Origin of the sequence: Enterobacter sp. CCUG 70166 (assembly GCF_020224095.1) — a bacterium.
Classification (GTDB): Bacteria; Pseudomonadota; Gammaproteobacteria; order Enterobacterales; family Enterobacteriaceae; genus Enterobacter; species Enterobacter intestinihominis.
The window spans coordinates 23,213-37,542 of the sequence record NZ_NRIQ01000029.1 but is presented as its reverse complement, the minus strand read 5'-3'; the positions used below and the strand labels follow the sequence as shown (position 1 = coordinate 37,542).

The following is a 14,330-nucleotide window of genomic DNA, read 5'->3' as shown; positions in this document are numbered from 1 at the left end:
ATATGACCATAATGGAAGCCGACCTGCATCAGCTGAAAATCAACGACCCGTTTCTTGGTCAGTACCAACGGCTGGTCCGTGATGTGGTGATCCCCTACCAGTGGGATGCGCTTAACGATCGCGTGGCGGAGGCTGAACCCAGCCACGCCATCGCCAACTTCCGCATCGCGGCCGGTCTGGAACAGGGGGCGTTTTACGGGATGGTCTTTCAGGACAGCGACGTGGCGAAATGGCTCGAAGCCGTGGCGTGGTCGCTGTGCCAGAAGCCGGATGCCGAACTGGAAAAAACCGCCGGCGAGGTGATCGAGCTGGTCGCAGCGGCGCAGTGTGAAGATGGCTATCTCAATACCTATTTCACGGTGAAAGCACCGGCCGAGCGCTGGACCAATCTGGCCGAGTGCCACGAACTGTACTGCGCCGGACATATGATTGAAGCGGGCGTGGCGTATTTCCAGGGAACCGGAAAGCGCCGCCTGCTGGACGTGGTGTGCAGGCTGGCGGATCATATCGACAGCGTGTTTGGCCCGGGCGAAAACCAGCTGCACGGCTATCCGGGCCACCCGGAAATCGAGCTGGCGCTGATGCGGCTGTACGACGTCACGCAGGAGCCACGCTATCTCAATCTGGTGAAATACTTTATTGAGGAACGCGGCACACAGCCTCACTTCTACGATATCGAATATGAGAAGCGCGACAGAACGTCATACTGGAACACCTATGGCCCGGCGTGGATGGTCAAGGACAAAGCCTACAGCCAGGCGCATCAGCCCCTTGCCGAACAACAAACGGCCATCGGCCACGCCGTGCGTTTTGTCTATCTGATGGCGGGCATGGCGCATCTGGCGCGCCTGAGCAACGACGAAGGGAAACGTCAGGATTGCCTGCGGCTGTGGAACAACATGCCACAGCGCCAGCTGTACATCACCGGCGGGATTGGCTCCCAAAGCAGCGGCGAGGCATTCAGCAGCGATTACGATCTGCCCAACGATACGGTCTATGCCGAAAGCTGCGCCTCCATCGGCCTGATGATGTTTGCCCGCCGGATGCTTGAGATGGAGGCGGACGGCCACTACGCCGACGTGATGGAGCGCGCACTATACAACACGGTGCTGGGTGGCATGGCGCTGGACGGTAAGCATTTCTTTTATGTGAATCCGCTGGAAGTGCACCCGAAAACACTGGCCTTTAACCATATCTATGACCACGTGAAACCGGTGCGCCAGCGCTGGTTCGGCTGCGCCTGTTGCCCGCCGAATATTGCGCGCGTGCTGACCTCACTGGGGCACTATATTTATACCGTTCGCCCGGACGCGCTGTTGATCAACCTGTACGTGGGAAACGATGTCGCCATTCCGGTGGGGGAAAACACCCTCCAGCTGCGTATTAGCGGAAACTATCCGTGGCATGAGCAGGTGAAAATCGAGATAACCTCACCAGTTCCGGTGACTCACACGCTGGCCCTGAGGCTGCCGGACTGGTGTGCGGAACCGGCTGTTTCGCTCAATGGTCAAGCCATTACAGGCGAGGTCTCCCATGGATACTTATACCTCAACCGCAACTGGCAGGAAGGCGACACGCTGACGCTGACGTTACCGATGCCGGTCCGCCGCGTGTACGGCAACCCGCAGGTGCGCCAGCAGGCGGGGAAAGTCGCATTGCAGCGTGGGCCGCTGGTTTACTGCCTGGAAGAAGCCGATAACGGCGCAAATCTGCATAACCTTTCTTTGCCGCAAGACAGCGCGTTTAGGGTATTTGAAGGCAAAGGCATTTTCGCGCACAAGATGCTGATACAGGCGGAAGGGATTGGGTGTCAGGCGAAGGACACTGATGCCCTGTGGCAGTACGACCACTCGCCGGTAGAACGTCAGCCCCAGACGCTGACCTTTATTCCGTGGTTCAGCTGGGCAAACCGGGGAGAAGGGGAAATGCGGATATGGGTGGATGAAGGCTGAATAACTGCGGCCTGTTGCCCTCACCCCAGCCCTCTCCCACGGGAGAGGGAGTAAAAAGTAGGCCGGGTAAGGCGAAGCCGCCACCCGGCTTTAACCCGGCTCAGGCCGCCCGGGAGATTAAAACAGCCCCAGCGGTTTCTCGCAGTAGCTGACTAACAGACATTTCGTTTGCTGGTAGTGCTCCAGCATCATCTTATGGGTTTCGCGCCCGATGCCCGACTGTTTGTAGCCGCCAAACGCCGCATGAGCCGGATAGGCGTGATAGCAGTTTGTCCATACGCGTCCGGCCTGAATGCCGCGGCCCATTTTATAGGCCAGATTACCGTTACGGCTCCAGACGCCCGCCCCCAGGCCATACTGCGTGTCGTTCGCGAGCTCCAGCGCCTCGTCCATGGTTTTAAACGTGGTGACGGCCAGCACCGGTCCAAAAATTTCCTCCTGAAAAACGCGCATGTTGTTCTTACCGAACAGGATAGTCGGCTCAAGGTAGTAGCCCTCCTGCAAATCGCCGCCCAGCACCTTACGACGACCGCCGGTCAACACATCGGCCCCCTCTTTTTTACCGATATCAATATAGTTGAGGATGGTTTCCAGCTGGCCATGCGATACCTGCGCCCCCATCTGGGTAACGTTATCCAGCGGATTACCGCTGCGAATCGACTCCACGCGCCGGATCGCCCGCTCCATAAAGCGCTCATAAATGGATTCCTGCACCAGCGCGCGGCTCGGACAGGTGCAGACTTCGCCCTGGTTAAACGCAAACAGCGCAAACCCTTCCAGCGCTTTGTCGAAGAAGGCGTCCTCTTCATCCATCACGTCGGCAAAGAAGATGTTCGGCGATTTCCCGCCCAACTCCAGGGTGACCGGAATGATGTTCTGGGTCGCGTACTGCATAATCTGCTGACCCACTTCCGTTGAGCCGGTAAACGCCACTTTGGCGATACGCTTTGAAGTAGCCAGATATTCGCCGATCTCTCCCCCGGCCCCGTTGACCACGTTAATGACCCCCGGCGGCAACAGGTCGCCAATTACCTCCATCAGCAGCAGTACCGAAAGCGGCGTTAAGCGTGCAGGTTTCAGCACAACGCAATTACCCGCCGCCAGCGCGGGCGCCATTTTCCAGCTCGCCATCAGCAGCGGGAAGTTCCACGGAATAATTTGCCCCACCACGCCGAGCGGCTCGTGGAAGTGATACGCCACGGTATCTTTGTCAACTTCACTTATTCCCCCCTCCTGGGCACGGATGCAGGACGCAAAATAGCGGAAATGGTCGATCGCCAGCGGCACGTCCGCCGTCATGGTTTCGCGGATCGGCTTGCCGTTGTCCCACGTTTCTGCGGTCGCCAGCAGCTCCAGATTCTGCTCCATCCGATCGGCGATTTTGAACAAAATGGCCGCTCTGTCCTGAACGGACGTTTGCCCCCACTTATCTTTCGCCTTATGCGCCGCATCCAGCGCTAAATCGATATCCCGCTTGCCCGAACTGGCAATTTCACACAGCGGCTGACCGGTAACGGGCGTCAGGTTGGAATAGTATTCACCGTCGACGGGCGCCACCCAGTCACCGCCGATAAAGTTGTCATAGCGGGGCTTCAGCTTAAGGGGAAAACCATACTCGCCAGGCTGGATACGCGATGAGGGAGGATTGTTTGTCATGACCGTCTCCTTGCTGTTGTTGTACAACAAGGGTAGTTCCGGCTGGTGATTTTCTCGCCAGCGGGTAGCGGGTTTACGAGCCGCATCACGGATTACCGTACTTTACGTTTCGTTTCTGCCGCCGCAGCCATACTTAATAGCTCAAGGGCTCATGAGGAATGATGCAATGCAGCTATTTATCGGCTTTGACGTGGGTGGAACCCACATCAAACACGGCGTAATTAATGAAAACGGCGAAGAACTGACATCCGATGAATATGATACGCCGGACGATGAAAGCACCTTCAAAGAGAAGTGGAAAGCGGTAGTGGATAAATACTGCCAGGAGCACGAGATCGCCAGTATTGGCGTGAGTTTTCCAGGACATATCAATCACCATACTGGCGAAGCGGCCAAAGCCGGGGCGCTGGACTATCTTGACGGCGAAAACCTGTGCGAACTGTTCGCACAGCTGACCGATCTCCCCGTGACAATCGAAAACGATGCCAATTGCGCGGCGCTGGGCGAGCGCTGGCAGGGCGCGGGCAAGGACTATGAGCATTTCGTCTGCATCACCATCGGCACCGGCATCGGCGGCGGTATCGTCATGGAGGGCGATCTCTACCGCGGGTCGCACTACCGGGCGGGTGAATTTGGCGTGCTACCCGTAGGCAATGAGGGCGAACCGATGCATGAAGTGGCGTCCGCCAATGGCCTGATGAAAGCCTGCCGCCGCGCGCTGGCCGTGTCGGAAGATGAGATGCCTGATGGTGAGGAGCTTTTTAAACGCATGGACAGCGACGTGCATCTGCGCGAGGCCATTGAAGCGTGGGCGCATTGTCTGTCGCGCGGTATTTACAGCGTGATCTCTATGTTTGATCCGCAGGCGGTGCTGATTGGCGGCGGCATTAGTGAGCAGGAGAAAATCTATCTCCTGCTGGATAAATATTTACAGCGATTCGAGGAGTGGGAAGCGCTCCGGGTGCCCATCCTTCCCTGCGAGCTGGGTAACCAGGCGGGAAGGCTGGGCGCGGTCTGGCTGGCTAAGCAGAAGCAGGCGCGCAGCGCTTAACGCTTACGGAAATAACTGCGCGTCGCGTAGCACATGGTCATTGCCACGACGACGCGTAAACCCGATGCGGTTGAAATACTCCAGGATCTGAATCGCCAGTTTGCGTCCTACGTTCAGCCGATCGCGGAAGTCTGCGGCGCAGGTTGATCCGCGCGCCTGATCCAGCTCCCGGATCAGGTTCGCAAACGCAACGATCCGATCGTTGCGGTAATAACGATCTTTCACGATCGCCACAATCATGCCCTGCTGCGCCGCATGCCGCAGTACCTGACGCATCAGCTGCTCATCGGTATTGGTTTCACGCGCCAGATCGCGCACCCACCAGGGTTCATCGCCAAACAGCGCCGCCACTTTTTGCCAGACCGCGTCCTGCTCAGCGGTAAAACCGGCCTTATGTTCCGGCAGGTGTAGCCAGCCGTGATGACTTGCAATCACGCCGCTTTCACGCATGTTTTCAATCAGCAACAGCACCAGCGCGTCGTCTTCCATGGGCAACGCCATACGCCGCAGACGTTCACGGCCCGGACCGGGCTCATCCTGATGCTGTTCATGATAGGTCGCCAGCGTGCTCAACACTTTACGCTGCCAGCGCGCCGCCACCGGCGCGTTCAGCAGGCTGTTGCCAGCCTGAATAAAACCCGGCTCCTGCGTCAGAAGACGCAATCCTTCACCGCTGAGCTGGCGCGCCCAGGCGAACGCAGCCAGATCCACCGCACCACGCTCAAGGTGGATATCTAACGCAGACTTGTCGTCACGGGCCTGGGCCAGCGAGGCCAGCCACGCTAAATACTCGGGCTTACGCTTGCCGCGACGGGGCGGATTCAGCATCACCACGCGGGCGCCCGCCAGGGTTTCGCGCGCGGAGATGTCGCGCAGAACCAGGCGGTCGTTATCCGCCAGCCAGAGCGGGGAGTCGAACACCAGTTCGGCGAGATCGTTTTCCAGCAGCGACACGCGTCCGGTGATGTGGCTGGCCGCGTGGTGGATATGCAGCGGCTGCCACTGGGTCAGCGGCGTGTGGGTCTGGAGAGAAACGATAATCCGTTCAGAAGGCTCCGGCGGCGCGTCGGCCAGCAGCCAGTCGCCGCGGTTAAGCTGGTCTTTTTCGGCATCACCAGCAATATTCAGGGCGATACGCTGCCCGGCATGGGCCTGTTCCACCGGCTGGTTTTGCGCGTGAAGCCCGCGCACGCGCATCGGTTTGTTCACGCCCGTCAGCCACAGGGTATCGCCCACGTTCACTTCGCCGCTCAGCGCGGTACCGGTCACCACCAGCCCAGCCCCTTTCACGGTAAACGCCCTGTCGATCGCCAGACGGAAGCGGTGATGGCTGGCATGCTCACGAGACGGGATCTGCTGCAAATGGTCGCGAAGAGCGTCGATACCGCGGCCTTCTGTCGCCACGGTGACAAACAGAGCGGCATCCTTAAAACCATATTCACTCAGCGCCGCCAGCACCTCTTCACGCACCTCGTTGATACGCACCTCATCCACACGGTCCGCTTTGGTGAGGGCGACGGTCAACTGCGGGTTTCCCGTCAGTTGGAGGATCGCCAGATGCTCGCGCGTTTGCGCCATCACCCCGTCATCGCACGCGACAACCAGTAGAGCGTGATCGATCCCGCCCACGCCCGCGAGCATATTGGAAAGAAACTTCTCGTGGCCGGGCACGTCGATAAAGCCCAGCACGCGACCGTCGGGCTGTGGCCAGTAGGCGTAACCCAGGTCAATAGTCATGCCGCGCTTTTTCTCTTCCGGCAGGCGATCGGCATTCACGCCCGTAATGGCCTGCAATAACGTGGTTTTGCCGTGGTCAACGTGACCGGCGGTGGCAATAATCATTTCAACATCATCTCCAGAAACCGCCCTTCATCTTCCAGGCAGCGTAAATCCAGCCACATACGACCATCACCGATCCGGCCAATCACTGGCGTCGGTAATGCGCGCCAGCGCGTCGACAGCGCCTCAAGCTGGCTTCCGCGTCCGTCGCGCGGGGTGAACGTCAGCGCTTCGCTCGGTAACCTGTCCACGGGCAGCGAGCCGCTGCCAATTTGCGACAGGCAAGGCTCGATACGAACTTCAAACTCAGGGTAATGGGGAGCTACCTGCGGCAGTAGCGCTTCCGCCCGCGCGCGAACAGAGGCTTCATCACGGCTCAGCAAACGCAACGTGGGCAGACGGTCAGCCAGTTTCTCCGGGTGGAGATAGAGCCGCAGCGTGGCTTCCAGCGCGGCCAGCGTCATTTTATCGGCACGCAGGGCACGCTTCAGTGGGTGCTGCTGTAGCTGCGCAATCAGCTCGCGCTTGCCGACGATAATCCCCGCCTGCGGCCCGCCCAGCAGTTTATCGCCGGAGAAACTGACCAGGCTTACGCCCGCAGCAACCATTTCCTGCACCATTGGCTCTTTCGGCAGACCGTACTGGCGCATATCCACCAGCGACCCGCTGCCGAGATCGGCAATCACCGGCACGTTTAGCTCGCGCCCGATGGCGGCCAGTTCGGCCTCTTCCACCGTTTTGGTGAACCCCTCAATGTGGTAATTACTGGTATGCACTTTCATCAGCAGGGCAGTGTTTTCATTCACCGCAGCGCGATAATCTTTTGCATGGGTACGGTTGGTTGTGCCCACTTCATGCAGCGTGCAGCCCGCCTGGCGCATGACATCCGGAATACGAAATGCCCCGCCGATCTCCACCAGCTCGCCGCGAGAGACGACAACCTCTTTTCCGCTCGCGGTGGCCGCCAGCATTAACAGCACCGCCGCCGCGTTGTTATTCACAATGCAGGCATCTTCCGCGCCGGTGATCTGGCAGAGAAGATCCGCCAGCGCGCGATCGCGATGCCCGCGCCCGGCGCCGTCCAGATCGTACTCCAGCGTCACCGGCGAGCGCATGGCCCGGGTGACGGCCTCTATCGCTTCTTCTGCCTGCTGTGCCCGGCCCAGATTGGTGTGCAGAACCGTGCCTGTCAGGTTAATAACCGGGCGCAACGCGCTTTGCGCGTGCTTGCTCAGCCTGCGTTCAACTTCCTGCGCCCATGCCTCGCACCAGCCGGGTAGCGCGTTTTCAGCCTGAATATGGCGACGCGCATCGTCCTGAAGCTGGCGTAGCATGTCGACCGTTGCAGTATGGCCAAACTGCTCCAGCACCGCAGTGATGCGCGGATCACGAAGCAGACGATCGGTAGCGGGGATCTGGCTGTAGAGGGAATGATGAGTAGTCATGAATGCGCCTGGCGAGTAAATATCTTCCCCCCTCCCGACGGGAGAGGGAGTTAACATGTGGGGGGATTGTACCGCCTCCCGCCAGGAAGTGTTATAACCCGCATCAAGCCTTTGGTGGTTCAGTCCGGGCGAAACTTTCGCGCTGGAAGAGCGTCTCCGCCAGTTTGACCAGCAGCGGACGATCCACGCACCAGCCCGGCGAGACGCGGCGGAAATTAAGGTAGCCAATGGCGCAGGCGATGGCGATCGTCGCCAGATTCAGGCTATCGCTCTGAATTTTCCCCTCGCGGATCAGCTGTTCGCACATATCCAGGCTGCGGCTGATTTTTTCGCGCTGGCGTAGCAGCTCATTTTCTGACTGCTGGGCGGCGGGCCTTGCCTGCTCGCGTACGGACGTTAATGCCGCATCCATAATGCCATCCGCCAGGGCTTCAATTTGCTTCATCGCCAGCGCTGCTTTTGGATCCGCCGGCAGCATGGCTGGCGCAACGCCAAGCAGCTCGATGTACTCCGCAATGATCGGGGAATCAAACCAGTAGTCGCCCTCGTCCGTTACCAGCGCCGGGACTTTCCCCAGCGGGTTGTACTGCGCAACGCCGTTCTCTGCGTGGTACGGTTGTTCATTTACGAATTCAAATTCAATCCCTTTCTCCAGCAGGAGAATCGAAATCTTACGCACGAAAGGACTGGTATAACTGCCGATGAGTTTCATTGCTTATCCTTAATGCCCATAAAGAGGTCAGTATGGATCAAGCCGTGAAAAAAGGCAGGTGTACGTATCGCATTCCTGCCGTGAGGGGATACGGGAGAAATCTGCATAAAAATATTTTGTGAATCAAATCACAATCTGGAAACAAACAGCCAACTTAACATTGTGATATTAATCACAAAATAGCCCTCATTTTGGCGTAATTCTGAGCAATGTATTTTTTTTACACATCCATTATGTGATCGCGATCACTTCATTAATATCCTCACCCCCTACATTCATGTGATTCAGATCACACAAAATTCCGCTGTCTGGACAGTTGAACGATTCAGTGCCAGATTTCACAGCATCAGAACAGGGCCCGGCTACCTCTGCCGCCGCACATTAACGATAAACCTCGGGCCACAAGCCTAAGCGTAAACATAAGAAGGGGTGTTTTATGTCATCCGATTTCAAGATCAAAGTGCAAAGCTTTGGTCGTTTCCTCAGCAACATGGTGATGCCAAATATCGGCGCGTTTATCGCGTGGGGTATTATCACCGCATTATTTATTCCGACAGGGTGGTTGCCTAACGAAACGCTGGCGAAACTTGTTGGCCCAATGATTACGTACCTGCTGCCGCTGCTCATCGGTTATACCGGTGGTCGTCTGGTGGGCGGTGACCGTGGTGGTGTCGTGGGTGCCATCACAACCATGGGGGTGATTGTCGGTGCGGATATGCCGATGTTCCTCGGTGCGATGATTGCCGGTCCTCTGGGCGGCTGGGCGATCAAGAAATTTGACGTCTGGGTTGATGGCAAGATCAAATCCGGCTTCGAAATGCTGGTGAACAACTTCTCTGCGGGCATCATCGGGATGATCCTCGCGATTCTGGCGTTCCTCGGCATTGGCCCTGCGGTTGAAGTGCTCTCCAAGCTGCTGGCGGCGGGCGTTAACTTCATGGTGGCGCACGACATGCTGCCGCTGGCGTCTATCTTCGTTGAACCGGCGAAAATCCTGTTCCTGAACAACGCCATCAACCACGGTATCTTCTCACCGCTGGGTATCCAGCAGTCACACGATCTCGGCAAGTCCATCTTCTTCCTGATTGAAGCGAACCCGGGTCCGGGTATGGGCGTTCTGCTGGCATACATGTTCTTTGGTCGCGGCAGCGCGAAACAGTCTGCTGGCGGCGCGGCGATCATTCACTTCCTGGGTGGTATTCACGAAATTTACTTCCCGTATGTGCTGATGAACCCACGTCTGATCCTGGCCGTTATCCTTGGCGGTATGACCGGCGTGTTCACCCTGAGCGTACTGGGCGGTGGTCTGGTGTCTCCTGCTTCTCCAGGCTCTATTCTGGCGGTGCTGGCGATGACCCCGAAAGGCGCCTACTTCGCGAACATCGCGGCGATCTGTGCGGCCATGGCCGTCTCCTTCGTGGTCTCCGCTATCCTGCTGAAAACCAGCAAGGTGAAAGAAGACGACGATATCGAAGCGGCAACCCGTCGTATGCATGACATGAAAGCCGAATCCAAAGGCGCAACGCCGCTGGCGGCGGGTGATGTCTCTAACGATCTGAGCCACGTGCGTAAAATCATCGTGGCCTGTGATGCCGGTATGGGCTCCAGCGCAATGGGTGCGGGCGTACTGCGGAAGAAAGTGCAGGATGCGGGTCTGACCAACATCTCCGTCACCAACAGCGCGATTAACAGCCTGCCGCCAGACGTTGACCTGGTGATCACGCACCGCGATCTGACCGAACGCGCTATGCGTCAGGTACCGCAGGCACAGCACATTTCCCTGACCAACTTCCTCGACAGCGGCCTGTACGCCAGCCTGACCGAACGCCTGGTGGCGGCGCAGCGCCATGAAGATAACGAAGTGAAAGTGCGTACCAGCCTGCAAGACAGCTTCGACGAGAGCAACGCGCATCTGTTCAAACTGGGCGCAGAAAACATCTTCCTTGGCCGCACGGCGACCAATAAAGAAGAGGCCATTCGCTTCGCCGGTGAGCAGCTGGTGAAAGGCGGCTACGTTCAGCCGGAATACGTTGAGGCGATGCTGGAGCGTGAAAAGCTGACCCCAACCTACCTGGGTGAATCCATCGCGGTTCCGCACGGTACGGTTGAAGCGAAAGACCGCGTGCTGAAAACCGGCGTGGTGTTCTGTCAGTATCCTGATGGCGTGCGCTTCGGTGAAGAAGAGGACGACATCGCCCGTCTGGTGATTGGTATCGCCGCTCGCAATAACGAGCATATCCAGGTGATTACCAGCCTGACCAACGCGCTGGATGACGAAACGGTTATTGAGCGTCTGGCCAATACCACCAGCGTTGAAGAAGTTCTGGCTCTGCTTAACAAGTAACAGCGCCTCTTCCCTCTCCCCCCCGGGGAGAGGGCTAGGGTGAGGGGAAAACGTTCCTCACCCCAGCCCTCTCGGGTAAAAACATTGATGAAGGTTAACACTATGAAAGCATTACATTTTGGCGCAGGTAATATCGGTCGTGGCTTTATCGGTAAACTGCTGGCAGACGCGGGCATTACCCTGACATTCGCCGATGTGAATCAGGTGGTTCTGGATGCCCTGAATGCCCGTCATAGCTATCAGGTTCACGTGGTGGGTGAAAACGAACAGGTTGAAACGGTCTCTGGCGTCAACGCGGTAAGCAGCATTGGCGACGACGTGATTGACCTCATCGCAAGCGTTGATCTGGTCACCACAGCCGTGGGTCCGGTGGTGCTTGAGCGTATCGCCCCGGCGGTCGCGAAAGGCCTGGCGAAGCGTAAAGCACAAGGCGTTGAAACGCCGCTGAACATCATCGCCTGTGAAAACATGGTGCGCGGCACCACGCAGCTGAAAGGCCACGTTCTGGCCGCTGTGGCTGAGGAAGATAAAGCCTGGGTTGAAGCGCACGTTGGTTTTGTGGATTCCGCCGTTGACCGCATCGTTCCGCCATCAGAATCCGCCACCAACGACCCGCTTGAAGTGACGGTGGAAACCTTCAGCGAGTGGATCGTTGATAAAACTCAGTTTAAAGGCGCGCTGCCGACCATTCCGGGAATGGAATTAACCGATAATCTGATGGCATTTGTCGAACGTAAACTCTTCACGCTGAACACCGGGCATGCTATAACCGCGTACCTCGGGAAATTGGCCGGTCATCAGACGATTCGTGACGCGATCCTCGATGAGAACATCCGTGCGGTGGTCAAAGGGGCAATGGAAGAGAGCGGCGCGGTGCTGATCAAACGCTACGGTTTTGATGCTGATAAACACGCAGCATACATCCAGAAAATCCTCGGTCGTTTTGAAAACCCGTATCTGAAAGATGACGTTGAGCGAGTGGGTCGTCAGCCGCTGCGTAAACTGAGCGCGGGCGACCGCCTGATTAAACCGCTGCTGGGCACGCTGGAATACGGTCTGCCGCACGCTAACCTGGTGAAAGGGATAGCTGCCGCGATGCACTACCGCAGCGAGCAGGACCCGCAGGCGATTGAGCTGGCTCAGCTGATTGATGACAAAGGCGCACAGGCTGCGCTGGCGCAGATTTCCGGTCTGGATGCCAACAGTGACGTGGTTGCGGAGGCGGTCAGCGCATACAACGCAACCAAATGATGCAGAGTCCGGCGCAGGTTAGCCTGCGCCCGAATAACAGATTGTCAGATATGCAGGCAATAATGGAACAAACCCAGGCCTTTGAAAATCGTGTGCTTGAGCGTCTGAATGCTGGCAAAACCGTACGAAGTTTCCTGATCGCCGCCGTCGAGCTGTTAACCGAGGCGGTGAACATTCTGGTGCTTCAGGTGTTTCGCAAAGACGACTACGCGGTAAAGTATGCTGTAGAACCGTTACTTGACGGAGACGGACCGCTGGGCGATTTATCGGTACGGCTGAAGCTGATCTACGGTCTTGGCGTGCTCAACCGTCAGGAGTATGAAGACGCCGAGCTGTTAATGGCGCTGCGCGAAGAGCTCAATCATGACGGCAATGAGTACACCTTCACCGATGATGAGATCCTGGGGCCCTTCGGCGAACTGCACTGCGTAGCCGCGCTCCCTCCCGCACCTCAGTTTGATGACAGCGACCCAGAGCTGTACATGATGCAAAAGCTGCGTTATCAACAAGTTGTCCGCTCCACCATGGTGCTTTCCCTGACTGAGCTGATTTCTAAAATCAGCTTAAAAAAAGCGTTTCAGAAGTAAGCCCGCACACATTGGTGTATCCTTCCCTGTAAATTCCCCGTTTTCAGAGTTATTTGTCATGAAAGAAGTCGAAAAGAACGAAATTAAACGCCTGAGCGACCGTCTGGATCTGATCCGCCATCAGATGGCTGGCCTCTCCCTTGTTGATTCCGCCGAGAAATATGCCGAGCTGGAAAAAGAGTCCGTGAAGCTGGAGGCGGAAATTGAGCGCCTGCGCGATGTGAAAGGCCAGAAGCTGAGTAAAGAGGCGCAGAAGCTGATGAACATGCCGCATCGCCGCGCGATCACCAAAAAAGAGCAGGCCGACATGGGCAAGCTGAAGAAAAGCGTCCGTGGCCTGGTGGTGGTGCACCCGATGACTGAGCTTGGCCGCGAAATGGGCCTGAAAGAGATGACGGGTTTTAGTAAGACCGCGTTCTGATCGCTCTCCCCTGCCGCTGCGCAGGGGAAACTCAGTTGTAAATCAGGTTAAACGTGGCCATCGCATCCGCTTTTCCCGCCGTTACGTTCTCTTCCGTCTGAATGTAATGCGCATCAAACCAGAAGGTCTGCGTCTGGTTATCCCCTACCTGGCCAAGCGCTGACACCTGCGGGGTGTTCCACGATACCACCTGCCCCTGAACCGAACCGGTATTGTCACCGTAAAGCAGTTCGATCCCGACACCGCTGGCGCTATCCTCCTGCTTCGTCAACGCCAGCGCCCGATCGTTGCCCGGCGTGGTATCGCCAAAGAAACCCATCTTAACCGCCGTGTTATTTTCACAGGTCACCGGAATGCTGAAGCGTCCGCCTCCGGCACGGGAGCCGATGCCGTGAAATTCACGCTGGCTCACGCTCCCCATGGGAACAAGAATGCTGCGAGAGCCCACTGAGCAGCTGGTACGCCTGACGGTGAAGCTGGCGAGATGAATCTGTACTGGTGTCGCCACGTTGGTGGCGCTGGCTTGATTTTCTCCCGCCTGCAATATCAGCGATCCGACATTTTGCTCCTGGGAGTTGGCGTTATCGTCAGGCATGGGGCTGGTCGTCGGGATTTTGTAAAACACCACCCAGAACTGCAATTTATACGTTGGGGCGCTGGCAAAGGCAGGATTCTGTGAGGCATCGCAGATACGCCGGGACTCGTTGCCGTCTACCGGGCTGGTGCCGTCAATATACTGTACGGCATCCGCACCACAGTACTGCTGCTCGCGGAACCCGAGCGCGTAGCCGATGCCGTCAATCTGGGTTTTGTAGACGTGCCGCGACGCACCGTCTTCCCCCACCACGGTGCCGACGGGGTTATCCAGCTCGACAAATCCGATACTACGCCAGGGGTCACTACCGCCATCACAGTTGTAGAAGTCTTGCCCGGTAGACTGTATCGGCGCGGAAACCGGCGTCCAATCCGCGGTGCCGGGAGCATATCCAATGGCGTAGGGTACCTGGACAACCCACTGATCGCGCGTGGTGCGGCAGGGCGAGGCCTGAGCGTGCGCATGAAAACTCAGCATGCCAAAAAGCGAAAGAAGGCTCAGATAGAAAAACCAGTGAATAAAGTGACGCATGATATT

Annotated in this window: 11 protein-coding genes; 6 read left to right on the top strand and 5 right to left on the bottom strand. The window is 57.5% G+C overall.

Features of this window, described 5'->3' with window-relative positions; translation table 11 throughout:
- Positions 1–2: 2 nt before the first annotated feature.
- The gene (locus tag CKK19_RS13305) at positions 3–1,952 is read left to right on the top strand and encodes a glycoside hydrolase family 127 protein (RefSeq protein WP_225455154.1); all 1,950 of its coding nucleotides are present in this window, start codon (positions 3–5) and stop codon (positions 1,950–1,952) included.
- A gap of 117 nt (positions 1,953–2,069) precedes the next feature.
- Here CKK19_RS13305 and aldB read toward each other — a convergent pair whose 3' ends face one another.
- Positions 2,070–3,608, bottom strand: a complete 1,539-nt coding sequence (aldB, locus tag CKK19_RS13300) for an aldehyde dehydrogenase AldB (RefSeq protein WP_063854009.1) — start codon at positions 3,606–3,608, stop codon at positions 2,070–2,072.
- A gap of 166 nt (positions 3,609–3,774) precedes the next feature.
- On the opposite strand from aldB, the gene CKK19_RS13295 reads away from it, so the two are divergent.
- A complete protein-coding gene (locus CKK19_RS13295) occupies positions 3,775–4,659 on the top strand; it encodes an ROK family protein (RefSeq protein WP_063854010.1) in 885 nt (294 codons plus the stop codon).
- Positions 4,660–4,662: 3 nt separating this feature from the next.
- Here the strand turns inward: CKK19_RS13295 and selB are convergent, their stop codons facing one another.
- The 3 genes from selB to CKK19_RS13280 all read right to left on the bottom strand — a co-directional run bounded on the left by selB (position 4,663) and on the right by CKK19_RS13280 (position 8,595).
- A complete protein-coding gene (selB, locus tag CKK19_RS13290; protein WP_063842094.1) occupies positions 4,663–6,501 on the bottom strand; it encodes a selenocysteine-specific translation elongation factor in 1,839 nt (612 codons plus the stop codon).
- Positions 6,498–7,883, bottom strand: a complete 1,386-nt coding sequence (selA, locus tag CKK19_RS13285) for an L-seryl-tRNA(Sec) selenium transferase (protein WP_045308992.1) — start codon at positions 7,881–7,883, stop codon at positions 6,498–6,500. The genes selB and selA overlap by 4 nt, the downstream gene beginning before the upstream one ends.
- Positions 7,884–7,986: 103 nt before the next feature.
- Positions 7,987–8,595, bottom strand: coding sequence for a glutathione S-transferase (locus CKK19_RS13280; protein ID WP_048966144.1), 609 nt, complete (start codon positions 8,593–8,595; stop codon positions 7,987–7,989).
- A 436-nt stretch (positions 8,596–9,031) separates the two neighbouring features.
- Here CKK19_RS13280 and CKK19_RS13275 point away from each other — a divergent pair, with 436 nt between their 5' ends.
- From CKK19_RS13275 to CKK19_RS13260, 4 genes are all read left to right on the top strand, one after another.
- Entirely contained in the window at positions 9,032–10,939 is a 1,908-nt protein-coding gene (locus CKK19_RS13275; protein ID WP_063854011.1) for a PTS mannitol transporter subunit IICBA, read from the top strand.
- An 87-nt stretch (positions 10,940–11,026) separates the two neighbouring features.
- Entirely contained in the window at positions 11,027–12,190 is a 1,164-nt protein-coding gene (mtlD, locus tag CKK19_RS13270; RefSeq protein WP_041907503.1) for a mannitol-1-phosphate 5-dehydrogenase, read from the top strand.
- Positions 12,187–12,777, top strand: coding sequence for a mannitol operon repressor MtlR (gene mtlR, locus CKK19_RS13265; protein WP_023298873.1), 591 nt, complete (start codon positions 12,187–12,189; stop codon positions 12,775–12,777). The genes mtlD and mtlR overlap by 4 nt, the downstream gene beginning before the upstream one ends.
- 58 nt (positions 12,778–12,835) lie before the next feature.
- The gene (locus CKK19_RS13260; RefSeq protein ID WP_022649764.1) at positions 12,836–13,198 is read left to right on the top strand and encodes a YibL family ribosome-associated protein; all 363 of its coding nucleotides are present in this window, start codon (positions 12,836–12,838) and stop codon (positions 13,196–13,198) included.
- Between the two features lie 31 nt (positions 13,199–13,229).
- Here the strand turns inward: CKK19_RS13260 and CKK19_RS13255 are convergent, their stop codons facing one another.
- Positions 13,230–14,324, bottom strand: coding sequence for a fimbrial protein (locus tag CKK19_RS13255; protein WP_022649765.1), 1,095 nt, complete (start codon positions 14,322–14,324; stop codon positions 13,230–13,232).
- Positions 14,325–14,330 lie beyond the last annotated feature (6 nt).

What these genes read in the sequence shown, in the direction of transcription:
- selB (WP_063842094.1), bottom strand. Translation starts at nt 6,501, where the DNA reads ATGATTATTGCCACCGCCGGTCACGTTGACCACGGCAAAACCACGTTA.
- CKK19_RS13260 (WP_022649764.1), top strand. Translation starts at nt 12,836, where the DNA reads ATGAAAGAAGTCGAAAAGAACGAAATTAAACGCCTGAGCGACCGTCTG.
- mtlD (WP_041907503.1), top strand. Translation starts at nt 11,027, where the DNA reads ATGAAGGTTAACACTATGAAAGCATTACATTTTGGCGCAGGTAATATC.
- CKK19_RS13275 (WP_063854011.1), top strand. Translation starts at nt 9,032, where the DNA reads ATGTCATCCGATTTCAAGATCAAAGTGCAAAGCTTTGGTCGTTTCCTC.
- CKK19_RS13280 (WP_048966144.1), bottom strand. Translation starts at nt 8,595, where the DNA reads ATGAAACTCATCGGCAGTTATACCAGTCCTTTCGTGCGTAAGATTTCG.
- mtlR (WP_023298873.1), top strand. Translation starts at nt 12,187, where the DNA reads ATGATGCAGAGTCCGGCGCAGGTTAGCCTGCGCCCGAATAACAGATTG.
- aldB (WP_063854009.1), bottom strand. Translation starts at nt 3,608, where the DNA reads ATGACAAACAATCCTCCCTCATCGCGTATCCAGCCTGGCGAGTATGGT.
- CKK19_RS13295 (WP_063854010.1), top strand. Translation starts at nt 3,775, where the DNA reads ATGCAGCTATTTATCGGCTTTGACGTGGGTGGAACCCACATCAAACAC.
- CKK19_RS13255 (WP_022649765.1), bottom strand. Translation starts at nt 14,324, where the DNA reads ATGCGTCACTTTATTCACTGGTTTTTCTATCTGAGCCTTCTTTCGCTT.
- CKK19_RS13305 (WP_225455154.1), top strand. Translation starts at nt 3, where the DNA reads ATGACCATAATGGAAGCCGACCTGCATCAGCTGAAAATCAACGACCCG.
- selA (WP_045308992.1), bottom strand. Translation starts at nt 7,883, where the DNA reads ATGACTACTCATCATTCCCTCTACAGCCAGATCCCCGCTACCGATCGT.